Below are 25,202 nucleotides of genomic sequence, written 5' to 3'. Positions count from 1 at the left end.
ACAGCATCATGCCGCGTTACGCCGAACTGATCTATAACGGCTTCTGGTTCAGCCCTGAACGCGAAATGCTGCAAGCCCTGATCGACAAATCGCAGGAACACGTCACCGGCACCGTGCGCCTGAAACTGTATAAAGGCAGCGTGACCTGTGTTGGCCGCTGGTCGGATCATTCGCTGTATTCCGAAGCGCATGTGACGTTTGAAGACGACGCCGGCGCCTACGATCAAAAAGACGCAGCGGGCTTTATTCGGTTAAACGCCCTGCGCCTGAAACTGGTCGCAAACCGGAATGCACGGGTGAAGTGATGGAACGGCCCCGCCACTGGCGGGGCTTTTTCGTTGGGCGTTCGATTCCAATGCCCAAACCCACGCAGTCCGAGATGCACGCCGCGCAGGTAAAGTGCAACGCGCAGGCCGCCACTGGTGCGGCCCCGAACCCGCCATCACGACGGGGCTGTGGTATAATTCGCGCGAGGCACCAATCAATCTTTGGTTGACAGTGTCATTCTGTTTCGCGTCACTAAGCATCATGTGACAGAAGGAGAAAAATATGCTGTGGGACTTGCTCAACTCGCTCGACATCCGTTTCGTTTTCCGGGCTGCCTTCGTCATCATGTATGTCTATGCGCTTCTTTGGCTGGGACGCTTCATTGCATCCGAAACCACAATACGGATTCAGGCGGGCTTCTTTGTTGGTGTTGCGGCGGTTTTTTTGATCGTCGGCGGCACCGGATCTTCCCCGTATGCCAGTGTATCCTCTGGCAACAGCGCCTCGATCTACGTTGGATTCACTGTCGGCATTGCTTTGTTTGGTTGGTTTATGCATCATTTGAAAATGCGGTGGAACTTTGGTCACGGATGGAGCTTCCGCGCGGTGCCGTTTATGGTCCGAGTGGGCTGCTCGGTATTCGTTTACCTCATTGGCCATCATTTCGCAGGCTTCGGCGTGGCCGAGGCTAGCCTTTCTGCCGTTTTTGCTGGCCTTGCTCTTGGCGCAATGGGCTATACGGCTTGACCGCGCCATAGCCTTGCTATGCGCGCTTATCTGGCCGCGTCATATCCGCTGCGAATTATGCGGCCATCGGGACCGCCTGGCCGATCATCCCTGACGCGGGACATCAGCCGCCGGTATCCGCCGGGGCGTCGCATGGGCCATCGGTGCGGCGCTGACGCATGATCAGATCGCAGATTGGTATGTGAATGGCGTGTTTCTGGGGCAGGGCTGTTTTGGTGTATCCGACGCAGCGCAGGCGTAGTTTGGCAAGCTCGTTGACGATCTGACGCTGGCCAATGCGGCGCTGCTGGCGGCGCTGCCACCGGCACCCGCGCGGTTTCACCCTCTGCGCGCATCGGATCAGGCCAAAACGCGCCGCGATCATGTCATCACGCAGATGCAGGCGCAAAACCGCATCTCTGCCACGGACGCCGCCGCCGCCGTCGTAGGGGTGTGTGGTATGTGATAAGGGGGTGCCCCCTTGCGACAGGTCGCAGGGGGGCTTTGCGCCCCCCATCGCATTCTGCGATTCCCCCCGCAGGATATTTTTGCACAGAAGATAAAGAACGCCCGCCCTATCTTCTGTGCTTAAATATCCCGCGGGGGTCTGGGGGCGCGAAGCCCCCAGCGGTTTTGATCTTACTGCGGGATTTGCGCGGTGATGCCTTCGACATAGAAGTTCATGCTGGACAAATCCGCATCCGATGCGGTTTCGCCATCCGCCAGCCAGACTGACCCATCGGCGCGGTTCAGCGGGCCGGTGAAGGGGTGGTATTCGCCCGCACCGATGGCGTCGCGCAGGGCGAGGGCTTCGGCCTTTACATCCGCAGGAACGGCGTCGGTGATGTCACCGATGACGACTTCGCCGTCGCCGATGCCGGCCCAGCTGCTGCCGCTTTCCCATGTGCCGTCCAGCACCTGACCCACGCGTTTGATATAATAGGGCGACCAGTCGTCGATGATCGACGCCACGCGCGGGGTGGGGGCAAAGGCCGCCATGTCGCTGGCCTGGCCGAATGCGATCACGCCGGCCTCTTGCGCTTTGGCCAGGGGTGCGGTCGAATCGGTGTGCTGCATGATTACATCCACGCCTTCGGCCAGCAGGGCGGCGGCGGCGTCGGCCTCTTTTGCGGGGTCGAACCAGCTATAGACCCAGACGACGCGCATTTCCGCATCGGGGTTCACCTTTTTCGCGTGGATAAAGGCGCTGTTGATGCCTTGGATCACCTCGGGGATGGGGAACGACCCGATATAGCCGATTTTGTTCGTTTCGGTCATGCGGCCTGCGATGGTGCCGATCACCGCGCGGCCTTCGTAGAAACGCGCGTCATAGGTGGCGACGTTCGGCGCGGTTTTATAGCCCGTCGCGTGTTCAAATGTGATGTCGGGGAAGCGGGCGGCGACATTCTGCACCGCGTCCATGAACCCAAAGCTGGTGGCAAAGATCATCTTGTTGCCCGCCAGAGCCAATTGCATCAGGGCGCGTTCGGCATCGGCGCCTTCGGGGACGCTTTCGATATAGCTGGTTTGGATGCGGTCGCCATATTCGGCCTCGATCGCCAGACGGCCTTGGTCGTGCTGATAGGTCCAGCCGCCGTCGCCAATCGGGCCGACATAGATAAAGCCGACCTTCAGCGGCTCATCCGCCATCACCGGCGCGGTCAGGGCGATCAGGGCGGCCGATGCGGTGGCCAGCAGGGTTCTGCGTTTCATGGGGACTCCTGTTGAAAACGGCGCTAATGCAGCGCGTGGAAATTCTGGCCCAGCGAACCGGGCGCGGCACCGCCGGCGCGGCGGCTGAATGTCTGGCGTGCGGACATCAGCACCAGAACGATGATCGTCGCCAGATAGGGGGCCATCGACAGCAATTGCACCGGCGCATTGACGCCCGCCGCTTGCAGCCGCAATTGCAGCACCGTGACGCCGCCGAACAGCCACGCCCCGGCCAGAACGCCGACCGCGGACCAGTTGGAAAACACCACGATGGCAAGCGCGATCCAGCCCGCGCCTGCGGTCATGCCCTCGGTCCATTGCAGGACGGTGGCGATGGAAATGAACGCGCCGCCGATCCCGGCCATGGCACCGCCAAACGCAATCGCGGCCAGCCGCACCCGCCCGACGTGATAGCCCAAGGCGTGCGCCGCGTCGTGGTTTTCGCCCACGGCGCGCAGGATCAGACCGGCGCGGCTGCGGTTCAGGAACCACCAGATCAGCGGCACCGCGATCAGGCCCAGCCAGACGATCCAGTTCACGCCGCCGGGGCCTGCGGGCATCGACGGGGCCTTGACGCCTTCGAAGGGTTTGCCGAACATGGCGGCGGCGCCCAGACCAAACAGCGTCAGCGCCAGCCCGGATGCCACCTGATTGGCCAGAAACACCTGAGTCAGCAGCGCAAACAGCAGCGACAGCGCGGCCCCGGCGATTGCGGCGGCGGCAAAGCCCAGAAACGGGTTTCCGGTGGCGTAGGCTGTGGCGAAACCGGCAAGCGCGCCGGTGATCATCATGCCTTCGACCCCCAGATTGAGGACGCCCGCGCGTTCGACCACCAATTCGCCCAATGCGGCGAACAGAATGGGGGTCGCAGCGGCCAACAGCAGCAGAAAGACAGAAACCGGGTCGATCATTTCGCGCCCCATTCAATGCGATACCGGGTCAGCAGGTCAAACCCCAGCAGGAAAAACAGCAGCATCCCTTGGAACACCTGCACGGTGGCGGCGGGCAGGGACAGCATCAGCTGCGCCAGTTCCCCCCCGATATAGGTCAGCGCCAGCAGCAGCCCCGCCAGCAGAATCCCCGCCGGATGCAGCCGCCCCAGAAAGGCCACGATGATCGCCGTGAACCCGTAACCCACGCCGAATTTATCGGTGATCTGACCGGCGGGGCCTGCGACCTCGAACAGACCGGCAAGGCCCGCAAGCGCGCCCGACAGGCCCAGACAGAACGCGACCAGCGTTGCGGGGCGGACCCCGGCGAAGCGCGCGGCGCGGGGCGCGATGCCTGCGGTGCGGATGTGAAAGCCGCGAATATGGCGCGACATCAAAACCCATGTCGCCAGAACCGCCAGAGCCGCCGCCACGACGCCCCAATGCGCGCCGGTGCCAGCGATCAGTTCGGGATTGGCGGCGGGCGGGTATTGCTGCAAATTGCGCGAACCGGGAAAGCCGAACCCTTCGGGGTTGCGCATCGGGCCGAACGCCATCCACGCCGCCACCCGCTGCGCGACATAGACCAGCATCAGCGACACCAGAATTTCCGACGCGCCGAACCAGTTGCGCAGCATCGCGGGGATCATGCCCCAGGCCCAGCCGCCGACCGCTCCGGCCAGCACCATGGCGGGGAAAATCCACATCCCCGCCGACGGATAGGCCGCCAAGGCCACGCCCGCGCCGCAGATGCCGCCGATGATGTATTGCCCCTCGGCCCCGATGTTCCAGATGCCGGCGCGGAACCCGACCGCCAGACCGGAGGCGATCAGGATCAGCGGTGCGGCTTTGACCAGCAATTGCGGGCGGGAATAGCTGGCGGCGGGGCCGAACAGCGGATCCCAGAAAATCGTGCGGATCGCGGCCACGGGGTCAAAGCCCATCAGCGCGAACAACAGCCCGCCCGTCAGCATCGTGGCCAGCACCGCCAGAATGGGCGTGGCGATTTGCCAGATCAGCGGCGTGTCGGTGCGGGGGATCAGGCGGATCATAGCGGCGTTCCTTCGCGGGCCTCGGCGCCGCCCAGCATCAGCCCGATCTGATCCAGCGTCAGCCCCGGCGTGGGTTGGGGTTCGGACAAGCGGCCATCGTTCAGGGCGCAAAAACGGTCAGAGAGTTCAATCAATTCATCCAGATCCTGACTGATGACGATGACGCCCGCGCCCTTGGCCGCCAAATCCAGCAGCGATTGCCGCACCGCCGCAGCAGCACCCGCATCGACGCCCCAAGTCGGCTGGTTCACGACCAGCACGCGGGGGGCCTGCAACACTTCGCGGCCGATGACGAATTTTTGCAGATTGCCCCCGGACAGCGCGCGGGCATGGGCATCGGGGCCGGGGGTGCGCACGTCAAATTCGGTGATGATGGTTTCGGCAAAGCGGCGCGCGGCGGCGCGGTCGATCATCCCGCCTCGGATCAGCCCCTGACGCGGGGCGGCGGTCAGCAGCGTGTTTTCGGTCAGGCTGAAATCGGGAACGGCGGCGTGGCCCAGACGATCTTCGGGGGCGGTGTGCAGACCGGCGGCGCGGCGGCGGCGGGGGCCGAGCGCGCCCAAATCCGCGCCGTTCAGCGTGATCACACCGGGGTCGCTGCGCGTTTCGCCCGACAGCGCGGCCAGCAATTCATCCTGACCATTGCCCGCGACGCCGCCGATGCCCAAAATCTCGCCCGCGCGCAGGGTCAGGGATATGTCGCGCAGGGCCATGCCTTCGGCGGTCGGGGCGGGTTGCGACAGGGCGGTGACGGTCAGCACCGGATCGCCCGCCACGCGCCCTGACCGATCCACCACCGGCATATCGCCGCCCACCATCAGCGCCGCCAAGTCGCGCGCGGAATGGGTGCGGGGGTCGCAACTGGCCACCACGCGGCCATGGCGCAGGATCGTGGCGCGGTCGCAATGGCTGCGGATTTCGTCCAGTTTGTGGCTGATATACAGGATGGATGTTCCCTGATCGGCCAGCTTGCGCAGGGTGGCGAACAGCAGGTCGGCCTCTTGCGGGGTCAGAACGCTGGTGGGTTCGTCCATGATCAGCAGGCGCGGGTTTTGCAGCAGACAGCGGATGATCTCGACCCGTTGGCGTTCGCCGGCGGACAGGGTGACGATGCGCCGCGCGGGGTTCAGAGGCAGGCCAAAGTCATGGCTGACCCGGCTGATCTGCGCCGCCAAGGCGCGCCTTGCGGGCGGGTTTTCCAGCCCAAGCGCGATGTTTTCCGCCACCGTCATCGCGTCAAACAGGGAAAAGTGCTGAAACACCATGGCGACGCCTGCGGCGCGGGCGGCGCGCGGATCGGATGGCGCGTGCAGCGCGCCGCCCAGCATCATATGCCCCTGATCGGGCCGCACCAGTCCATAGATCATCTTAACCAGCGTCGATTTCCCCGCGCCGTTTTCGCCCAGCAGTGCGTGAATTTCCCCCCGCGCCACGTTGAACGACACGTCGTCATTGGCGCGCACGCCGGGATAGGATTTGCCCAGCCGCAGGGCCTGAAAAATCGGGGTCATCGCGCTTCCCCCGCCGGGCGGTTGTATCGGATGAACGGCGTTTTCACGCCCACCCGGTCATAGAGCATCCGCCCCGCATAATTGTTTTCCGCCGTCATCCAGTAAACGGACGGCACCCCGGCCGCGTCCGCCGCGTCATAGGTGGCGCGAATCAGCGCCGCGCCCACGCCCTGACCGCGCGCGGCGGGGGCGGTGAACAGGTCTTGCAGGTAACAGACGCCTTCGGGGCGCCACAGATTGGGGTGGAACACGAAATGCACCAGCCCGACCAGTTCGCCCCCCCGATCCGCGACCAGCCCACGAAAATCAGCGTCTTTCCGCGCGATCAGGCGGTCAAAACAGGCGTCGAAAAACGTCCCCGGCAGGTCGGCGCGGTCATAAAATTCGTGATAGCCGCGATACAGCCCGCCCCATGCGGCGCGGTCTGTGGGGTGCAAATCGCGAATTGTGACGCCCATGTCGTGCCTCATGCGGGGGCGGGTGGCCCGTAAAAATTTCAGCGGTCTGCACCCTTTACGCGGAACCGTCACTGGGGGCAATTGAACTTAGGAACAGGGGCGGGCAAACTGTGCCAATGACAGCCCCCCGATTCATTCACCTGCGCACCCATTCCGAACATTCCTTGCTGGAAGGTGCGATTCCCGTTGGCAAACTGCCCGCCTTGGCCGCCGAAGCCGGGATGCCCGCCGTGGCCCTGACCGATACCAACGCGATGTTTGCCGCGTTGGAATTCAGCGTGAAATCAATGGATAAGGGCGTGCAGCCCATTATCGGATGTCAGGTCACCTTGCAGGCCGATGCCACCGGGCCGGTGGTGCTGCTGGCGCAGAATCAGGCGGGGTGGCTGAACCTGATGGCGCTGTCGTCGTGTTTGTATCTGCGCAGCGACGGATCGCTGCCGCATGTGACGCTGGACGAATTGGCGGAACGCAGCGACGGGCTGATCTGCCTGACCGGGGGCGCGCTTGGGCCGTTGGGGGTGTTGATCGCGCAGGGGCGGGCCGATGCGGCGGCGTCGCTGGCCGACCGGCTGGCCGCGATGTTCCCCACGCGCCTGTATATCGAATTGCAGCGCCACCATGACGAAAACGGCGCGCTGATGGCGGCGGAAGCGGCCTCCGAAGGCGGGCTGATTGATCTGGCCTATGCCAAAGAACTGCCTCTGGTCGCCACGAATGACGTCTATTTCCCCAAACCATCCATGTATGAGGCGCATGACGCCCTGATTTGCATCGCGGACAAAGCCTATGTCGATCAGCCGCAGCCGCGCCGTCGCCTGACGCCGGAACATTATTTCAAATCCGAACAGGACATGATCGTTCTGTTCGCCGACCTGCCCGAAGCGATTGACAACACCGTTGAAATCGCCCGCCGTTGCGCATTCGCGGTCAGCAAACACAAACCCATCCTGCCCAAATTTGCCGATGATGAGGTGGACGAACTGCGCCGTCAGGCCCGCGCCGGTCTGGCCGATCGTCTGGCCGTGATCCCCCATGCCGTCAGCGTCGAGGAATACGAAAAACGGCTGGAATTTGAACTGGATATTATCGTCCAGATGGGCTTTCCGGGCTATTTCCTGATCGTGGCGGACTTCATCAAATGGGCCAAGGATCACGACATCCCGGTGGGGCCGGGGCGGGGGTCGGGGGCCGGGTCTCTGGTCGCCTATGCGCTGACGATCACCGATATTGACCCGCTGCGTTACAGCCTGCTGTTTGAACGGTTTTTGAACCCCGAACGGGTGTCGATGCCGGATTTCGACATCGATTTTTGCATGGATCGCCGGGAAGAGGTGATCCGTTACGTTCAGGACAAATACGGCGCGGATAAGGTCGGGCAGATCATCACCTTTGGCGCGCTGCTGTCCAAGGCCGCCGTGCGCGATGTGGGCCGGGTGTTGCAGATGCCCTTCGGTCAGGTGGATCGCCTGTCCAAGATGATCCCGGTCGAGGGGGTGAAACCCGTCAGCATCACCAAGGCCCGCGCCGACGAACCCCGCCTGCGCGAAGCCGCCCGCGAAGAAGTCGTCGCCCGCCTGCTGGATTACGCCGAACAGCTTGAGGGTCTGTATCGCAACGCATCCACCCATGCCGCCGGGGTGGTGATTGGCGACCGCCCGCTGGATCAGCTGGTGCCGCTGTATCGCGATCCGGCATCGGATATGCCGGCGACTCAGTTCAATATGAAATGGGTTGAACAGGCCGGGCTGGTCAAATTCGACTTTCTGGGCCTGAAAACCCTGACCGTCATTCAAAACGCCGTCGATCTGATTAACGGCGGTGGCCGGGCGCTGCATATCGCCGCCGATGGCCGCCGCCTGTATGACCCGCCCGAGGGCGCGGAAAATCAGATCAACGCCATCCCGCTGGATGACAAGCCCAGCTACGACCTGTTCGCATCGGCCCGCACGGTGGCAGTGTTTCAGGTGGAATCCAGCGGCATGATGGACGCGCTGCGCCGGATGCGCCCGACCTGTATCGAGGACATCGTGGCGCTGGTCGCCCTGTATCGCCCCGGTCCAATGGAAAACATCCCGACCTATTGCGAGGTCAAGAACGGACTGCGCGATCTGGAATCCATCCATCCCAGCATCGACCATATCCTTGCCGAAACGCAGGGCATCATCGTGTATCAGGAACAGGTGATGCAGATTGCGCAGGTCATGGCGGGCTATTCTCTGGGCGGGGCTGACCTGTTGCGCCGCGCCATGGGCAAAAAAATCGCCGAAGAAATGGCCAAGGAACGCCCGAAATTCGTGCAAGGCGCGGTCGCCAACAACGTGCCGGAAAAGAAAGCGGGCGAGGTGTTCGACCTGCTGGAAAAATTCGCGAATTACGGGTTCAACAAATCCCACGCGGCGGCCTATGCCGTGGTGTCGTATCAAACCGCATGGCTCAAGGCGAACCATCCGGTCGAATTTATGGCCGCGGTGATGAACTGCGATATTCACCTGACGGACAAGCTGGCGGTCTATAAACGCGAGGTGGACCGCATGGGGATTGAAATTGTCCCCCCCTGCGTCAACCGATCCGCGCCGAAATTCACCGTTCATCAGGGGCGCATCCATTACGCTTTGGGCGCGCTGAAAGGCGTCGGTCTGGACGCCATGCGGCTGATCCATGACGCGCGGGGGGGCGTGCCGTTCACCGATCTGAACGACTTTGCCCGCCGCGTGGATATGCGACGCGTGGGCAAGCGCCCGCTGGAAATGCTGGCGCGGGCCGGGGCGTTTGACCTGTTGGATGACAACCGCGCGCGGGTGCTGAAAATGCTGGACGCGCTTGTCGCCTATTCCGCGGCGGTGCAGGAACAGGCGGGGTCGGCGCAGAATTCGCTGTTCGGCGGGGGCGAGGATTTGCCGCCCCCCCGTCAGCCTTTGGTCGGGATTTGGTTGCCCGCCGAAAAGCTGGGCGAAGAACATAAGGCCATCGGTTTTTACCTGTCCGGGCATCCGCTGGATGATTACCTGCCCGCGCTGCGCCGCAAACGGGTGCAGACGCTGGCCGAAATCACGGCGGAATCGGCGGGCGGTCCGATGATCGCCTTTATCGCCGGAACCGTGGCCGCGCGGATGGAACGCAAATCCGCCAAAGGCACGCAATACGCATTTGTCAGCCTGTCCGACCCGACCGGCCTTTACGAAGTCACGCTGTTTTCCGACCTGCTGAACGCCAGCCGCGACATGCTGGAACCGGGGCAAAACGTCGTGTTGCAGGTCAAGGTCGAACCATCGGGCGATCAGGTCAAAATGCTGGCCAACACCGTGGGGCTGCTGGATGACGTGATCGCGGATGCGGGCGCGGGGCAGTTGTCGGTGGAATTGCAACATCACGACACAATTGCCCGCGTGGCCGAGGTTCTGACCCGGATCAAAGATCAGGTCATCGTCCCCGAACGCAGCAAAGGCCCCATCGTCCTGCGCCTGCAACAAGATGATATGGTTATCGAAATACAGGTTGCCGACGACGCGCCGCTGACCACCGCCGTGCGTCAGGCCCTGCGCGCCGTCCCCGGCGTTCTGGACGTGACCGAGGAATAGGGCTTGGTTTTTGTTCGCGCTTTGTGCTAATGCTGCGAAAAAAGGGGGCAGCATGAAGGTTCTGGGCATTGATCCCGGTTTGCGCAATATGGGCTGGGGGGTCATCGCTGTGGATGGTCCCCGGCTGCATCATATCGCGAATGGCGTGATCCATTCCGACAGCGCGCAGGATCTGGGCGCGCGGTTGTCGGCGCTGTTTCGCGGGCTGTGCGCGGTCATTGCGACCCACGCCCCGGATGCGGCGGCGGTTGAACAAACCTTTGTCAACAAAGACGCAACCGGCACGCTGAAACTGGGTCAGGCGCGCGGGATTGCGCTGTTAGCCCCGGCCGAGGCGGGAATCCCCGTCGGCGAATACGCCCCCAATGCGGTGAAAAAAACCGTTGTCGGCGTGGGTCATGCGGCCAAGGAACAGGTGCAACATATGGTGCGGCTGCAACTGGCCGGGGTGCGGTTTGACAGCGCGGATGCGGCGGATGCATTGGCGATTGCGATCTGCCACGCCCGCCATTTGCAGGGCCGCAATCTGCGGATTTCGGGGGCGGCATGATCGGACGCATCGCGGGGGTGATTCTGCACCGGGCCAATGACCATGTTCTGATCGACGTGCGCGGCGTGGGCTATATCGTGCATGTCAGCGAACGCACGGCGGCGGCGCTGCCCCCCGCCGGGCAGGCGGTCGCGTTATACACCGAACTGGCCGTGCGCGAAGATTTGCTGCAACTGTTCGGCTTTCCCACCATGCTGGAAAAGGAATGGCACCGGCTGTTGACCAGCGTTCAGGGCGTAGGGGCCAAGGTGTCGCTGGCGATTCTGGGAACGCTGGGGCCCGAGGGTCTGGGCCGCGCGATTGCGCTGGGCGATTGGTCCACGGTGCGCAAGGCAAACGGCGTCGGCCCCAAACTGGCGCAACGTATCGTGCTGGAATTGAAGGATAAAGCGCCGTCCGTGATGGCGATTGGCGGCGCGCTGACCGTTGATGCCGGGCTGATCGACACGGGCGACGCCCCCACGCCGATCCCGGTGAGCCCGGCCCGCGCGCCCGACAACAACGCCATGGCCGACGCCCTGTCGGCGCTGTCGAATCTGGGCTATGGTCCGTCACAGGCGGCGTCCGCCGTGGCGCAGGCGCAGGCCACGGAACCCGATGCCCCCACGCCCGCGTTAATCCGCGCGGCGCTGCGGTTGCTTGCGCCAAAGGATTAAGGGGGCGTTTATGGGAAATACGCGGGTTTTTGTGTTAATGGCGGGGATGACCGCGCTGTTAATGGGGCTGGGCGCGATGCTGGGCGGCTCGGGCGGCGCGATGATGGCGTTGCTGATCGCGGGCGGCATGAATTTTTATACCTGGTGGAACAGCGATAAAATGATGCTGAATCAACAGGGTGCGGTCGAGTTGTCACCTCAGCAGGGGGGCGATCTCTATGCGATGACCGCAGAGCTGGCGCAGCGCGCGAACCTGCCGATGCCAAAGCTGTATCTGCTGCCGACCGAACAGCCCAATGCCTTTGCCACCGGGCGCAACCCCGAAAACGCTGCCGTCGCGGTGACCCAAGGGTTAATGCGCGGCCTGAACCGCGACGAAATCGCCGGCGTGATTGCGCATGAACTGGCCCATATCAAACACCGCGACACGTTAACCATGACCGTGACGGCGACGATGGCCGGGGCGATTTCGATGATGGGCAATATGCTGATGTTTTCGGGCAGCCGCGACAATCGCGGCGGGGGGATCGGCGCGATTGTCGCGATGATTCTGGCACCGCTGGCCGCGACGATGGTGCAAATGGCGATCTCGCGCGCGCGGGAATACGAAGCCGACGCGACCGGCGCCGAAATTTGCGGGCAGCCTCTGGCGCTTGCATCGGCGCTGAACCGCATTTCGCAACTGGCGGGGCGGACGGTGAATGTCCCGGCGGAAAAAAACCCGGCATCGGCGGCGATGTTCATCATTAACCCGCTGCACGCGATGCGGGTGGATCGGCTGTTCACCACCCACCCCCCGACCGAAGAACGCATCGCGCGCCTGCGCGCCATGGCGGGCCGATGACGCCAGACCCCACCCTGCGCGGCGCGCCCCTGCCGGATGAGACCGAAGACCGCGCCCTGCGCCCGCAGGCCCTGACCGAATTTGTCGGTCAGGCCGAAGCGCGCGCCAATCTGCGCGTCTTTATCGAAAGCGCGAAACTGCGCGGCAAGGCCATGGATCACACGCTGTTCTTTGGCCCTCCGGGTCTGGGCAAAACCACGCTGGCGCAGATTATGGCGCGCGAATTGGGCGTGAATTTCCGCATGACATCCGGCCCCGTGCTGGCCCGCGCCGGTGATCTGGCCGCGATCCTGACCAATCTGGAATCGCGCGACGTGCTGTTCATCGACGAAATTCACCGCATGAACCCCGCCGTCGAAGAAGTCCTGTATCCCGCGATGGAGGATTTCGAACTGGATCTGGTCATCGGCGAAGGTCCGGCGGCGCGCACGGTTCGCATTGAATTGCAACCCTTTACGCTGGTGGGGGCGACGACTCGGCTGGGATTGCTGACCACGCCGCTGCGCGACCGGTTCGGCATCCCCACGCGGTTGGAATTTTACACCGTGGACGAATTGGACCTGATCGTTCAGCGCGGCGCGCGGATGATGGGCGTGCCTGCGGATCCGGGCGGCACCCGCGAAATCGCCGCCCGCGCGCGCGGCACCCCCCGAATTGCCGGGCGCCTGCTGCGCCGCGTGGTCGATTTTGCCCTGGTCGAAGGCGACGGCCACCTGACCCGCGATCTGGCCGATGCGGCGCTGACGCGGCTGGGCGTCGATGATCTGGGGCTGGACGGGGCCGACCGGCGCTATCTGACGCTGATGGCGGACCATTACGGCGGCGGGCCGGTGGGGGTGGAAACCCTGTCCGCCGCCCTGTCCGAAAGCCGCGATGCGATTGAAGAGGTGATCGAACCCTATCTGTTGCAACAGGGCCTGATCGCGCGCACCCCGCGCGGGCGGATGCTGGCCCCCCGCGCGTGGCGGCATCTTGGGCTGGAAGCGCCGCGCGTGGATCAGACCGGCTTGTTCGACGGCTAGGGGCGAATCACGGCACCCGCGACCATAGCGCCGACCGCAAAGTTGGAATGAGTATTTTTGCACAGAAGAAACCGGGCCGTGTCGCCTGAATTGGGGCGGGGCGGGTGTTTCTTCTGTGTCTAAATACTCAAATAGCAACCGCGCCGCGGGGTAGGGCGGCGCGGATTCAGGGCTGGCAGAGGCCCGAGGTTATTCGGCTTCGTCATATACCTGACGACGCGCCACATCGGTCAGTTCCGCCATTTTCGCGCGGATGGTGCGTTCGTCCGCGCGGCCGTCCAGATCGGCGGCGACTTTGCGGTAAACGTCTTCTTCGCCGGGTTCTTCGAAATCGGCGCTGACCACCGACAGGGCATAGGCGCGCGCGTCTTCGCCGGTTTTGCCCAGCAGTTCGGCCGCCCATTCGCCCAACAGGCGGTTGCGGCGGGCCTCTGCCTTAAAGCGCAGATCGGCGTCATGGGCGAATTTCGCTTCGTAGGCGCGTTCGCGATCGTCAAAGGTGGACATGGTGACCTCCGGTTTTTCGGTTGCTATGGATATGCCGAAAGCGCGGCCATGTCGCAACCCTTATTGCCCATCGGGGGCATTTCGCGATATGCCGCAACATCAGCGACATGCGAAAGGATTCCGGCCATGGCTCCGCGCCGCAAGAAAATCTACGAAGGCAAAGCAAAAATCCTGTATGAAGGCACCGAGCCGGGAACCCTGATCCAGTATTTCAAAGACGACGCGACCGCCTTTAACGCCCAGAAAAAAGCCACCATCGAAGGCAAGGGCGTGCTGAACAACCGCCTGTCGGAATATTTCATGACCGGGCTGACGAATATTGGCGTGCCGAACCATTTCATTCGCCGCATCAATATGCGCGAACAGCTGATCCGTCAGGTGGAAATCGTCCCGCTTGAGGTGATCGTGCGCAATTTCGCCGCCGGGTCGCTGTCCAAGCGTCTGGGGCTGGAAGAAGGCACCCTGTTGCCGCGTCCCATCGTTGAATACAGCTTCAAAAACGACGAACTGGGCGATCCGATGGTGTCCGAAGAATACATCATCGCATTCGGCTGGGCCACGCAGCAGGATCTGGACGATATTGTGTCGTTGGCGCTGCGGGTGAATGATTTCCTGTCGGGCGTGTTCTATGGCGTGGGGATCAAGCTGATTGATTTCAAAATCGAAATCGGTCGCGTTTGGGATAATGATTTCATGCGTCTGATCGTGGCCGATGAAATCAGCCCCGATTCCTGCCGGTTGTGGGATGTCAAAACCGGGCAGAAACTGGACAAAGACGTGTTCCGCCGGGATCTGGGCAATCTGACCGACGCCTATACCGAAGTTGCGCGCCGTCTGGGCCTGATGCCCGCCAACACCACCAGCCTGAAACCCACCGCGATTAACTAAGGATTTGCCATGAAAGCCCGTGTTACCATCATGCTGAAAGACGGCGTTCTGGACCCGCAGGGCGAGGCGATCCGCCACGCGCTGTCCGGTCTGGGTCATCAGGGCGTCACCGGCGTTCGTCAGGGCAAGCTGATCGAACTGGATCTGGCCGCCACCGACGCCGACGCCGCCCGGGCCGAGGTCGCGCGCATGTGCGAAGGTCTGCTGGCCAATACCGTGATCGAAAAATATTCGATCGAAATCGAATGATTTTGGCCGGGGCGCGACATTTTTCGCGCCCTGCCACACTTCACCCGTTGCAAATCTTGCGCGATTATCGCCCAATGCGCGGATGATGAACCAGAACGCGCATACCCCCGACACCCCGGTGATTCAGATCACCGGACTGCACAAATCCTATGGCCAGCTTGAGGTGTTAAAGGGCGTGTCCCTGACCGCCCCGCGCGGCCATGTCATCAGCCTGATCGGGTCGTCGGGATCGGGCAAATCCACGCTGCTGCGCTGCTGCAACCTGTTGGAACACAGCCAACAGGGTGAGATTTTGTTTGACGGCGAACCCGTTCGCTGGCGGGGGCAGGGGCTGGCGCGCGTTCCGGCCGACCGGGCGCAGGTCACGCGTCTGCGCACCAATTTGTCGATGGTGTTTCAACAGTTTAACCTGTGGGCGCATATGACCATCCTGCAAAACGTGATGGAGGCGCCCGTCACCGTCTTGGGTCAAAAACCGGCCGAGGTCGAACCCCGCGCCCGCGCCTTGCTGGCTAAGGTCGGGATCGGGGACAAGGCCGATGCGTGGCCCGCGCAATTGTCGGGCGGTCAGCAACAGCGCGCCGCGATTGCGCGCGCCTTGTGTATGCAGCCGCGCGCCCTGCTGTTTGACGAACCCACCAGTGCTTTGGACCCCGAATTGCAACAAGAGGTGGTCAAGGTCATCAAAGACCTTGCCGCCGAACACCGCACCATGATTCTGGTGACGCATGACATGCGGCTGGCCGCTGATGTCAGCGATCATGTGGTGTTCCTGCATCAGGGCGTGATCTGCGAGGAAGGCCCCCCGGATCAGTTGTTTGGGAATCCGCAAACCGACCGTTTGCGCCAATTCCTCAGCGCCACAATGGCCATATGAACCAACAGGAGAAATGACGATGAAAAAACTGACGCTTGCCGCTTGCGCCTTGGCGCTGACCGCCGGTTTGGGCCACGCGCAGACCGTGCGGATCGGGACCGAGGGTGCTTATCCTCCGTATAACTTTATCAATGATGCGACGGGTGAGGTTGACGGGTTCGAAATCGAGCTGGGCAACGAATTGTGCAAACGCGCCGAACTGGATTGCGTGTGGGTGCGCAATGATTGGGATTCGATCATCCCGAACCTGGTTTCCGGCAACTATGACGCGATCATGGCCGGCATGTCGATGACCGAAGAACGCAAACAGGTGATCCAGTTCAGCGACGGTTACACCCATCCCGCGCCGTCGGCCTATGTCGCGCTGTCGGCGGATGTGGACGTGGAAGGCGGCGTTGTCGCCGCGCAGATCAACACGATTCAGGCGGCCTATGTCGCGGAAACCGGCGCCACGCTGCTGGAATTTGCCAATCTGGATCAAAGCGTTGCCGCCGTCCGCAATGGCGAAGCCGACGCCCTGTTCGTGGATAAAGAACCGATCATCCCTTATGTCAACGAATCCAACGGTCAGCTGGTGTTCGTGGACGGCAAGGATGAGGTCGCCGTCGGCGACGGCATGGGCATCGGCCTGCGCCAGTCCGACACCGAACTGCGCGACAAATTCAACGCCGCCTTGGCCAGCATGAAGGCCGATGGCAGCCTGAATGCTCTGCTGACCAAATGGGTCGAAAACGCCCAGTTGTTTGACTAATCCAAACGCCGCCGTGGGGGTGCCTGCGGCGGCATTCAGGAACGCCGATGTTTTCATATTGCGCAAACCCATCCACGCTTGAGGGGCTGGCGTGGTTGTCATGTTATCTGACCACACCCACGCATTTTATGTTCTATGCCAGCTTTGGCACGGTTCTGCTGGTCCTGGCGATCACGGCCCCGGCGGCGTTGCTGTTGGGCTATGGCGGGGCCATGGCCAGCCGGTCGCGCTTTGCGCCGCTGCGGTGGTTGGGCTGGGTGTATACCTCGATGGTGCGGGGTGTGCCGGATATTATTTTCTTTCTGTTCGTGCCGATTGCACTGGATCAGGGGCTGGAATGGGTGCGCCATCAGGTCCTGTGCGACAGCAGCCAGCCCGTGCGGCAGGGCAACGAATTCGTTGTGTGCGCCGCCGCAAAGCTGCCGCTGAACAGCGCCGCGCCGTGGGTGCATGACCTTTACGGCATTGCCATGGCGATCATCGCCTTTGCGATTGTGTTCGGGGCATTCGCCGCGAATGTGCTGGCGGGCGCGATGAACGCCGTGCCGCGCGCGCAATTGGAAACCGCCGAAGCCTATGGCATGTCGCCGCGTCAGGTCACGCGCCGCGTGCTGGTGCCGCAGATGTGGACCTATGCCCTGCCGGGGCTGTCGAATCTGTGGATGATCCTGATCAAAGCCACGCCGCTGCTGTTCATTCTGGGCGTCGAAGATGTCGTGTTCTGGGCGCGTGAATTGGGCGGGTCGAAAACCAGTGCCTTTGCCTATCCGCACCCGGATTGGCGGCTGTATTATTTCCTTGGGCTGTTGGTGTTTTATCTGCTGATGACGGCGCTGTCGGAACGAGTGTTAACGCGCCTGACCCGCCGCCTGTCGCGCGGCCAAGCCACCATGGGCGGCGAGGCCCTGCGCCGCGAGGTTCCGGCATGAGCTGTTTGCAAACCATCAGTGATTACGGCCTGCGGTCGTTGGGCTATGGCGAACGCCTGTTGCCTCGGTCGGGTTATGACCTGTGCCAGCAATTCACCCTGATCGGGTCGGGGCTGATCTGGAACCTGTATTTCGCGATTCTGGCGCTGTCCTTTGGGTTTGTGCTGGCCAATGCTTTGGCACTGGCCAAGGCCAGCCCGCGCGCCGTTTTGCGCAAACCGGCGGAATGGTTCATCTTTGTGTTCCGGGGCAGCCCGTTGTTTATTCAGTTCTTTATCGCCTATGAACTGCTGGTGCTGTTGCCGCGCGCGGGCGTTGATGTGTTTGGCATGACCATCCAGACCAGCTGGCTGACGCGGGCATGGGCCGGGGCGCTGATCGTGCTGATCCTGAACACCGCCGCCTATTCCGCGCAGATTTTCTATGGCGCGCTGATGTCGGTGCCAAAGGGCGAGGTCGAGGCCGCCGACGCCTATGGCATGACCGGCTGGACCCGGTTCCGCCGCGTGCTGTGGCCCACCATGATGCGGCTGGCCTGGCCGTCCTATACCAACGAAGCGATCTTTCTGTTCCACGCCACGACGCTGGTGTTCTTTTCCGGCTTTCCGGCGTTTCAGCAACGCGGCGACGCGCTGTATTACGCCAGCTTTTTCGCGGATCGGACGTTTAACCCCTTTGTCGCCTATCCGATTGCGGCGTTTTACTTTATCATGGCAACGCTGCTGTTGATCGGGCTGTTTGGTCTGGTGAACCGGCGGCTGAACAGGCACCTGCCGGGCGCGGTGCGCCGCCTGCGCTATCGCCCGCAATTAATGAGATGACCCATGGACTGGCTGAGAGAACACCCCGAGGTGAAAACCATCCGCGTCGCCGCCGCTGACCTGAACGGGGTTGCGCGCGGGAAACGGGTTCCGGCCCGGTTTGCGGATAAGGTCATCAGCGAAGGCACGAAATTCCCCTATTCCGTGCTGAATCTGGACATCTGGGGCGAAGATATCGAAGACAGCCCGCTGGTGTTCGAATCCGGCGACCCGGACGGGATGCTGCTGCCGACGGAACGTGGTTTCCTGCCGATGCCGTGGCTGGACGCGCCGACGGGTCTGTTGCCGCTGTGGATGTTCCACCCGGACGGGCGGCCGTATGAAGGCGATCCGCGGCAGGCATTGGCGCGCGTGGTTGAACGCTATGACGCGGCGGGGCTGGTGCCGGTGGTGGCCACCGAACTGGAATTTTTCCTGATCGACGATTCGGGCCGTCAGTTGCGCGTCCCCCCCAGCCCGCGTTCCGGCAAACGCCGCACCGGGGGCGAGGTGTTAAGCCTCAAGGCATTAGACGCGTTCGACCAGTTTTTCACGACGCTGTATGACGCATGCGAAAGCATGGACATCCCCGCCGACACCGCCATATCCGAGGCCGGTCCCGGCCAGTTTGAAATCAACCTGATGCACCAAGCCGACCCGTTAAAGGCCGCTGATGATGCGTGGTTTTTCAAGATGTTGGTGAAAGGCATCGCCCGCAATTCCGGCTTTGCCGCCAGTTTTATGGCCAAACCCTATGACGCTTGGTCGGGCAACGGGATGCATATGCATTTTTCGGTGCTGACCAAGGACGGCACGAACATCTTTGACAATGGCGGCGACGAAGGGTCGGATATGCTGCGCCACGCGGTCGCCGGGTGCCTGCGCGCTATGCCGGGGTCCACGCTGTTGTTCGCGCCGCATGAAAACAGCTATGACCGGCTGGTGCCGAACGCCCATGCGCCGACGGGGATCGGCTGGGCCTATGAAAACCGCACCGGCGCGATCCGTATTCCGTCATCCGGTCCCAAAGCGCGGCGCATTGAACACCGCGTTGCGGGGGGCGACGTGAACCCCTATCTGACGGTCGCTGCGATTTTGGGCGCGGCGCTCAACGGGATCGAAGATCGGTTAGAGGCGCCGGAGCCGTTCAACGGCAACGCCTATGACCAGAACCTTGCGCAACTGCCCGCCACATGGGCCGAGGCGATCGACGCGTTCGACCAATGCCCTGAAATCCGCCGCATCCTGCCGCCGCATCTGGTCGATAATTTCGTCATGACCAAACGGCAGGAACTGCAATATATGGCCGAATTGTCCGACGAAGAAACCGTCGAACTGTATCTGGACACTGTCTGACCGCAATGCATACCATTGCATACAACGCTTTTCTTTTCGCTGGTCTTGCGGTATAAGACCGCCAGCGAATCCAAAAACCCAAGGGGAAACCATGTCAAAGATCAAGGTAGAAAACCCCGTCGTCGAGCTTGACGGCGATGAAATGACCCGGATCATCTGGGACTTTATCAAGCAGAAACTGATCCTGCCCTATCTGGATATTGACCTGAAATATTACGATCTGGGCATCGAAGAACGCGACCGCACCGACGACCAGATCACCATCGACGCCGCAAACGCGATCAAACAATACGGCGTGGGCGTGAAATGCGCGACCATCACCCCGGACGAAGCCCGCGTCGAAGAATTCGGCCTGAAAAAAATGTGGCGCTCGCCCAACGGGACGATCCGCAACATTCTGGGCGGCGTGATTTTCCGCGAACCGATCATTTGCAGCAACGTACCGCGTCTGGTTCCGGGCTGGACCCAGCCGATCATCGTGGGCCGTCACGCATTCGGCGACCAGTATAAAGCGACCGATTTCCGCTTCCCCGGCAAAGGCAAGCTGACGATTAAATTCGTGGGCGAAGATGGCGAAACCATCGAACACGAAGTGTTCCAGGCTCCGTCCGCCGGTGTGGCCATGGCCATGTATAACCTGGACGATTCGATCCGCGATTTCGCGCGTGCGTCGATGAATTACGGGTTGTCGCGCGGATATCCGGTGTATCTGTCCACGAAAAACACCATCCTCAAGGCCTATGACGGCCGCTTCAAAGACCTGTTCCAAGAGGTTTACGAACAGGAATTCGAAGACAAATTCAAAAAAGCCGGCATCCATTATGAACACCGCCTGATCGACGACATGGTCGCATCGGCGATGAAATGGTCGGGCGGCTATGTCTGGGCCTGCAAAAACTATGACGGCGACGTGCAGTCGGATACCGTCGCGCAGGGCTTTGGCTCGCTGGGTCTGATGACCAGCGTTCTGATGACGCCGGACGGGAAGGTCGTGGAATCCGAGGCCGCGCACGGCACCGTGACCCGCCACTATCGCGAACACCAGAAAGGCAACGCGACCTCGACCAACTCGATCGCGTCGATCTTTGCCTGGACCGGCGGTTTGAAGCACCGCGCGAAACTGGACAACAACGAACAGCTGCTGAACTTTGCCCAGACGCTGGAAAAGGTCACCGTGCAGGCGGTCGAAGATGGCCACATGACCAAGGATTTGGCGCTGCTGGTCGGCCCGGATCAGAAATGGCTGACCACCATGGGTTATCTGGAAAAAGTCGACGAATACCTGAACAAAGCACTGGCTTAATTGCCAAACAGGGCCGGGGGAAACCCCGGCCTTTTTCGTTTAATTGCTCGTTTTTGCCCGAATGATTTTTGTTGATCTTTACATCATTCAGTGGCTCAATCTTAACATGGGTAGATGTCTGTTAATATGTGCGGACCAAGCCCGTGGTTTTTGTTTTTGGGGTAAGTTTATGATTAAAAACATCGCGTTAGGCGCCGTTGCGGCGCTGTTCGTGGCCGGTTCTGCGCAGGCGGCGGTTGTGCGCATGGCTGAAACCAACTTTAAACCCGAATCGGGGCTGATCACGTTCAGCGAACATCTGATCAACACGGCGAACCCGGTCTATACGCCGGCGCAATATGGTGGCGGGGCTGCGGCACCCTATGTCAGCTTTGGTGGCTGGTTCTTGGGGCAGGCGCTCAGTACGCAGGCCCATATCGACTGCCCGGGCGCGGCGGCGACGGCCTGTGTCGTCGGCACGCCCACGGCGTCCTTGTCGCTGGACCCCAATGCACCCCAGACCTATATCGCCAGCGACGGCGCGAACCCGACATCGCCGGTATTGTCGGGACGTCCGATGTTTAATGGGCCGATTGCGGTGCTGTTTGATCGTGATATGGTCGCCGTCGGTTTTGATGGCGGGTATTTCAACGCGGTTGCCTCGACCGGGATCACTGCCTTTGCGCGCGACGGGTCGCGGCTTGGCACAATCGCCAATGAACGCATCGGGATCGAGTTTCTGGGCCTGGTCAGTCAGGATGGTTCGCCGTCGATTGCGGGCGTGTTCCTTGATCTGGTCGGGGCCGAACCCGCGGGCTTTGCCATCGACAATCTGCGCTTTGGCGTGGCCGGTCAGGTGGTCCTGCCGCCCGAGGTTGCGCAACCCGCCCCCGTTCCGCTGCCCGCCGCCGCGCCTATGCTGCTGGCCGCGTTAGGCGCAATCGGCCTGCTGCGCCGCCGCCGCACGACCTGACCCAACAAAAAGAACCGGGGGCAACCAGCCTGCCCACCAAATCAGGCCCGCCCCCGCCCTTTCATCTTGGCGAAAATATCCCGGGGGTCCGGGGGCTGGCCCCCGGCGCTCGCGGGACGCAGATCAGGCCCGATGATAGGGCGTTCCCGCCAAAATCGTCGCCGCGCGATACAGCTGTTCGGCCAGCATCACCCGCACCAGCATGTGCGGCCAGACCATGCGGCCAAAGCTGATCGACCAATCGGCGCGGTCACGCAGGGACGGATCCAGCCCATCCGCGCCGCCGATGACGAAACACACATCCCGCGCGCCGTCGCGCCAGCCCGCCAGACGCGTGGCGAAATCGGGCGACAGAGGCTGGTCGCCGCGTTCGTCCAGCGTCACGACAAACGCCCCGGCAGGGATGGCGCGGGTCAGCAGTTCGGCCTCGGCCACCATGCCCAGACCGCGCTTATCCTCGACCTCGGACACAGACACGGGCGGCAGGCCCAGCCCGCGCCCGGTTTTGGCGAAGCGATCCAGATAATCGCGGATCAGGTCGGATTCCGCGCCTTTGCGCAGCCGCCCGACGGCGGCGATGTCAATGCGCATCAGTCCTGCGGCGACGGCGAAGTATCCCGCAAACGCGACAACGCATCCGCTGGCAGCCACATTTTTTCCAATTGGTAAAATTCGCGCACTTCGGGGCGGAACACATGGACGATCACGTCGTCAGTGTCGATCAGAACCCAATCGCCTGCGTCTTTGCCTTCGATCCGGGGGGTGCGGCCGGCGGCCTCTTTCACGCGTTCGGCCATTTTTTCCGCAATGGATGCCACCTGGCGGGCGCTGCGGCCGCTGGCGATGATCATGTGATCGGCCATAGATGACCGGCCGCGCAGGTCGATCTGAACCACGTCTTCGGCTTTGTCATCATCAAGCGAGGCCAGCACAAGCGCCAGCATCTGATCGCTGGTCAGTTCGGCACCCGGCGCAGGCGCGGGCAGGGGGTCGTGCGACAGGGTTCCATCCTCCGGTCAGCGCGCCGATCATCCCCGGCGCAGGGTTCCATCTGAATATAGCAGGAATTGCCGTGATCTCAACGCATCGCGCGCGGGGTTTTGCGGTTGCGGCAATTTTGCGCAACTGACGCTTGACGGCGCGCGGGCGGGGCCTAATCTGGCGGCATGATGCGTTATTTTGACATTCACGACCGCGCCCGCCTGCCGCAGCGGTTTTATGGGGAAATGCTGGGCGTGACCGCGCGGGGGTAACGCCCGCCGCCGCCCTTGAATTTCCCATTTTCCTGAAAGAACCAGCCATGACCGCACGCACGCTTTACGATAAAATCTGGGATGCGCATGTCGTTGATCGTTCCGACGACGGCACCTGTTTGCTGTATATTGACCGCCATCTGGTCCACGAAGTCACCAGCCCCCAAGCGTTCGAGGGGCTGCGCATGACCGGCCGCCGCGTCCGCGCGCCCGAACGCACGATTGCGGTTCCCGATCACAACGTCCCCACCACGCTGGACCGGCAAGACGGCATCGACAACGAAGAATCGCGGATTCAGGTCGATGCTCTGGACAAAAACGCCCGCGAATTTGGCGTGCATTATTACCCGGTGAACGACATCCGGCAGGGCATCGTTCACATTGTCGGCCCGGAACAGGGCTGGACGCTGCCCGGCATGACGGTGGTCTGCGGCGACAGCCACACCGCCACGCATGGCGCGTTCGGCGCGCTTGCCCACGGCATTGGCACGTCCGAGGTCGAACATGTTCTGGCCACGCAAACCCTGATTCAGAAAAAATCCAAGAATATGAAGGTCGAGGTCACGGGCCGCCTGTCCCCCGGTGTCACGGCCAAAGACGTGGTTCTGGCCATTATCGCGGAAACCGGCACGGCGGGCGGAACCGGCTATGTCATTGAATATACGGGCGACGTGATCCGCGATCTGTCGATGGAAGGTCGCATGACCATCTGCAACATGGCGATCGAAGGGGGCGCGCGTGCCGGGCTGATTGCGCCCGATCAGACCACCTTTGATTATGTGCAGGGCCGCCCCCACGCCCCCAAAGGCGCGCAATGGGACGCGGCGCTGAACTGGTGGAAGACGCTGTTCAGCGATGACGACGCGCATTTCGATAAGGTCGTGACCCTGCGCGGCGAAGACATTGCGCCCACCGTCACATGGGGCACCAGCCCCGAAGACGCGCTGCCCATCACCGCCTCGGTCCCCGCGCCCGATGATTTCACCGGGGGCAAGGTGGACGCCGCGCGCCGCTCGCTGGATTATATGGGGCTGGAGGCGGGAACGCCGCTGACCGATATTGCGATTGACGCGGTGTTCATCGGATCTTGCACCAATGGCCGGATCGAGGATTTGCGCGCCGCCGCCGATGTCCTGCGCGGGCGCAAGCTGGCGCCGGGTGTGCGCGGGATGGTGGTGCCGGGGTCCGGCCTTGTCCGCGCGCAGGCCGAGGATGAAGGGCTGGATCAGATTTTTATCGAGGCCGGTCTGGAATGGCGGTTGGCGGGCTGTTCGATGTGTCTGGGCATGAACCCCGACCAGTTGACCCCCGGCGAACGCTGCGCCGCGACCAGCAACCGCAATTTCGAAGGCCGTCAGGGATACAAAGGCCGCACGCATCTGATGTCGCCCGCCATGGCCGCCGCCGCCGGGGTGGCTGGTCATCTGGTCGATGTGCGCGATCTGTGACGGAGCGGGGGCGGTTAGCGCCGCCTCCGACGCAACATAAACGCGGCGTTCAGCGCAATCAGCGCCGCGCCGATCAGTTCCAGCATCCGATAATGCGTGTCGGTCATCGCCGCGCCGATGCTGCCATCCATGCGGTGAAACGCCGTGGCCCGCGCCACAACGAACGCGGCCAGCATCAAGAGCCCGATCAGCGCCGCCGCGTTTTGCGCCAGATGGCGGCGAACGCTGATCCCCGCCCAGACGGCGCCCAAGACCACGCCCGCGCAAAGCACTGTAATCACAGCCGTTTGCACGGCGCGGCGATGTTCATACCACCCCTGCGCCCGCGCCATGCAGCGTCCCGTCGCCGTCAGCACGGTTTGCAAATCCAGTTGTTTGTTCACCGCCAGAACGGCCGTGACGACCGCAATCGCAATCCAAAACCCGCGCGTGGCGGGCCGTGGCCACATCCGCAGAACCGCAATCGCCAGCACGGCACAGCCCGCCAGCAGCGCGACCGTCACCCACGCCATCAGGTCAGGATCACCGCCCCCCGGCCGCCACACGCCGCCAATACAGGTTAACAAGCCCACCTTACGCG

General features: G+C 62.4%; 26 protein-coding genes and 1 pseudogene. 18 read left to right on the top strand and 9 right to left on the bottom strand.

The window, feature by feature from the left end; all coding sequences use genetic code 11:
* The 3 genes and pseudogenes from Q4G20_RS12235 to Q4G20_RS13640 all read left to right on the top strand — a co-directional run.
* Positions 1-305, top strand: a pseudogene (locus Q4G20_RS12235) (argininosuccinate synthase domain-containing protein); the annotation flags it as partial.
* A gap of 244 nt (positions 306-549) precedes the next feature.
* A complete protein-coding gene (locus tag Q4G20_RS12230; RefSeq protein WP_303343740.1) occupies positions 550-1,014 on the top strand; it encodes a hypothetical protein in 465 nt (154 codons plus the stop codon).
* Positions 1,015-1,276: 262 nt separating this feature from the next.
* Positions 1,277-1,459, top strand: coding sequence for a transglycosylase domain-containing protein (locus Q4G20_RS13640; RefSeq protein WP_368660801.1), 183 nt, complete (start codon positions 1,277-1,279; stop codon positions 1,457-1,459).
* 173 nt (positions 1,460-1,632) lie between these two features.
* Here Q4G20_RS13640 and Q4G20_RS12220 read toward each other — a convergent pair whose 3' ends face one another.
* From Q4G20_RS12220 to Q4G20_RS12200, 5 genes are read right to left on the bottom strand one after another with little or no spacing between them, the layout of a single operon-like run.
* Complete coding sequence (locus Q4G20_RS12220; protein WP_303343738.1) at positions 1,633-2,706, bottom strand: BMP family ABC transporter substrate-binding protein; 1,074 nt, start codon at positions 2,704-2,706, stop codon at positions 1,633-1,635.
* A 23-nt stretch (positions 2,707-2,729) separates the two neighbouring features.
* Positions 2,730-3,617, bottom strand: a complete 888-nt coding sequence (locus Q4G20_RS12215; RefSeq protein ID WP_303343737.1) for an ABC transporter permease — start codon at positions 3,615-3,617, stop codon at positions 2,730-2,732.
* Positions 3,614-4,687 carry an ABC transporter permease gene (locus Q4G20_RS12210; RefSeq protein WP_303343736.1) on the bottom strand — a complete coding sequence of 358 codons (1,074 nt, stop codon included), beginning with the start codon at positions 4,685-4,687 and terminating at the stop codon, positions 3,614-3,616. The genes Q4G20_RS12215 and Q4G20_RS12210 overlap by 4 nt, the downstream gene beginning before the upstream one ends.
* Positions 4,684-6,198, bottom strand: coding sequence for an ABC transporter ATP-binding protein (locus tag Q4G20_RS12205; protein ID WP_303343735.1), 1,515 nt, complete (start codon positions 6,196-6,198; stop codon positions 4,684-4,686). Before Q4G20_RS12205 ends, Q4G20_RS12210 begins: the two co-directional genes overlap by 4 nt.
* Entirely contained in the window at positions 6,195-6,656 is a 462-nt protein-coding gene (locus tag Q4G20_RS12200; RefSeq protein WP_303343734.1) for a GNAT family N-acetyltransferase, read from the bottom strand. Before Q4G20_RS12200 ends, Q4G20_RS12205 begins: the two co-directional genes overlap by 4 nt.
* 116 nt (positions 6,657-6,772) lie before the next feature.
* Between Q4G20_RS12200 and dnaE the strand changes: the two genes are divergently transcribed.
* The 5 genes from dnaE to ruvB are packed head-to-tail and all read left to right on the top strand — an operon-like array spanning position 6,773 to position 13,309.
* Positions 6,773-10,237: a DNA polymerase III subunit alpha gene (gene dnaE / locus Q4G20_RS12195; protein ID WP_303343733.1), complete on the top strand. Its 3,465-nt coding sequence runs from the start codon at positions 6,773-6,775 to the stop codon at positions 10,235-10,237.
* A 52-nt stretch (positions 10,238-10,289) separates the two neighbouring features.
* On the top strand, positions 10,290-10,787 hold the full coding sequence (gene ruvC, locus Q4G20_RS12190; protein ID WP_303343732.1) for a crossover junction endodeoxyribonuclease RuvC: 498 nt from the start codon (positions 10,290-10,292) through the stop codon (positions 10,785-10,787).
* Positions 10,784-11,443 carry a Holliday junction branch migration protein RuvA gene (gene ruvA, locus Q4G20_RS12185; protein WP_303343731.1) on the top strand — a complete coding sequence of 220 codons (660 nt, stop codon included), beginning with the start codon at positions 10,784-10,786 and terminating at the stop codon, positions 11,441-11,443. The genes ruvC and ruvA overlap by 4 nt, the downstream gene beginning before the upstream one ends.
* Before the next feature lie 10 nt (positions 11,444-11,453).
* Entirely contained in the window at positions 11,454-12,287 is an 834-nt protein-coding gene (htpX, locus tag Q4G20_RS12180) for a zinc metalloprotease HtpX (RefSeq protein WP_303343730.1), read from the top strand.
* Positions 12,284-13,309, top strand: coding sequence for a Holliday junction branch migration DNA helicase RuvB (gene ruvB / locus Q4G20_RS12175; protein WP_303343729.1), 1,026 nt, complete (start codon positions 12,284-12,286; stop codon positions 13,307-13,309). The genes htpX and ruvB overlap by 4 nt, the downstream gene beginning before the upstream one ends.
* Before the next feature lie 189 nt (positions 13,310-13,498).
* Here ruvB and Q4G20_RS12170 read toward each other — a convergent pair whose 3' ends face one another.
* Complete coding sequence (locus Q4G20_RS12170) at positions 13,499-13,816, bottom strand: DUF1476 domain-containing protein (RefSeq protein WP_303343728.1); 318 nt, start codon at positions 13,814-13,816, stop codon at positions 13,499-13,501.
* Positions 13,817-13,942: 126 nt separating this feature from the next.
* On the opposite strand from Q4G20_RS12170, the gene purC reads away from it, so the two are divergent.
* From purC to Q4G20_RS12125, 9 genes are all read left to right on the top strand, one after another.
* Complete coding sequence (gene purC, locus Q4G20_RS12165) at positions 13,943-14,704, top strand: phosphoribosylaminoimidazolesuccinocarboxamide synthase (RefSeq protein ID WP_303343727.1); 762 nt, start codon at positions 13,943-13,945, stop codon at positions 14,702-14,704.
* 9 nt (positions 14,705-14,713) lie between these two features.
* Entirely contained in the window at positions 14,714-14,953 is a 240-nt protein-coding gene (gene purS / locus Q4G20_RS12160) for a phosphoribosylformylglycinamidine synthase subunit PurS (protein ID WP_303343726.1), read from the top strand.
* Positions 14,954-15,035: 82 nt separating this feature from the next.
* A complete protein-coding gene (locus Q4G20_RS12155) occupies positions 15,036-15,830 on the top strand; it encodes an ABC transporter ATP-binding protein (RefSeq protein WP_303343725.1) in 795 nt (264 codons plus the stop codon).
* 19 nt (positions 15,831-15,849) lie between these two features.
* The gene (locus Q4G20_RS12150; protein WP_303343724.1) at positions 15,850-16,581 is read left to right on the top strand and encodes a transporter substrate-binding domain-containing protein; all 732 of its coding nucleotides are present in this window, start codon (positions 15,850-15,852) and stop codon (positions 16,579-16,581) included.
* Between the two features lie 47 nt (positions 16,582-16,628).
* Positions 16,629-17,510, top strand: coding sequence for an ABC transporter permease (locus tag Q4G20_RS12145; protein ID WP_303343723.1), 882 nt, complete (start codon positions 16,629-16,631; stop codon positions 17,508-17,510).
* A complete protein-coding gene (locus Q4G20_RS12140) occupies positions 17,507-18,331 on the top strand; it encodes an ABC transporter permease (RefSeq protein WP_303343722.1) in 825 nt (274 codons plus the stop codon). Before Q4G20_RS12145 ends, Q4G20_RS12140 begins: the two co-directional genes overlap by 4 nt.
* Before the next feature lie 3 nt (positions 18,332-18,334).
* Positions 18,335-19,666: a glutamine synthetase family protein gene (locus Q4G20_RS12135; RefSeq protein WP_303343721.1), complete on the top strand. Its 1,332-nt coding sequence runs from the start codon at positions 18,335-18,337 to the stop codon at positions 19,664-19,666.
* Between the two features lie 91 nt (positions 19,667-19,757).
* The gene (locus tag Q4G20_RS12130) at positions 19,758-20,969 is read left to right on the top strand and encodes an NADP-dependent isocitrate dehydrogenase (protein WP_303343720.1); all 1,212 of its coding nucleotides are present in this window, start codon (positions 19,758-19,760) and stop codon (positions 20,967-20,969) included.
* Positions 20,970-21,138: 169 nt separating this feature from the next.
* Positions 21,139-21,921, top strand: a complete 783-nt coding sequence (locus tag Q4G20_RS12125) for a VPLPA-CTERM sorting domain-containing protein (RefSeq protein WP_303343719.1) — start codon at positions 21,139-21,141, stop codon at positions 21,919-21,921.
* A 123-nt stretch (positions 21,922-22,044) separates the two neighbouring features.
* Here the strand turns inward: Q4G20_RS12125 and rlmH are convergent, their stop codons facing one another.
* Entirely contained in the window at positions 22,045-22,512 is a 468-nt protein-coding gene (gene rlmH, locus Q4G20_RS12120) for a 23S rRNA (pseudouridine(1915)-N(3))-methyltransferase RlmH (RefSeq protein ID WP_303343718.1), read from the bottom strand.
* On the bottom strand, positions 22,512-22,865 hold the full coding sequence (rsfS, locus tag Q4G20_RS12115) for a ribosome silencing factor (protein ID WP_303343717.1): 354 nt from the start codon (positions 22,863-22,865) through the stop codon (positions 22,512-22,514). Before rsfS ends, rlmH begins: the two co-directional genes overlap by 1 nt.
* Positions 22,866-23,221: 356 nt before the next feature.
* Here rsfS and leuC point away from each other — a divergent pair, with 356 nt between their 5' ends.
* Positions 23,222-24,622 (top strand): 3-isopropylmalate dehydratase large subunit, encoded by a 1,401-nt coding sequence (gene leuC / locus Q4G20_RS12110; RefSeq protein WP_303343716.1) that lies wholly within the window; start codon positions 23,222-23,224, stop codon positions 24,620-24,622.
* 14 nt (positions 24,623-24,636) lie between these two features.
* On the opposite strand, the gene Q4G20_RS12105 is transcribed toward leuC, so the two are convergent.
* A complete protein-coding gene (locus Q4G20_RS12105; protein ID WP_303343715.1) occupies positions 24,637-25,188 on the bottom strand; it encodes a hypothetical protein in 552 nt (183 codons plus the stop codon).
* Positions 25,189-25,202: the final 14 nt, after the last annotated feature.

The organism is Paracoccus sp. (in: a-proteobacteria), from assembly GCF_030538495.1.
GTDB lineage: Bacteria > Pseudomonadota > Alphaproteobacteria > Rhodobacterales > Rhodobacteraceae > Paracoccus.
This window is presented reverse-complemented; position numbering and strand designations above follow the sequence as displayed.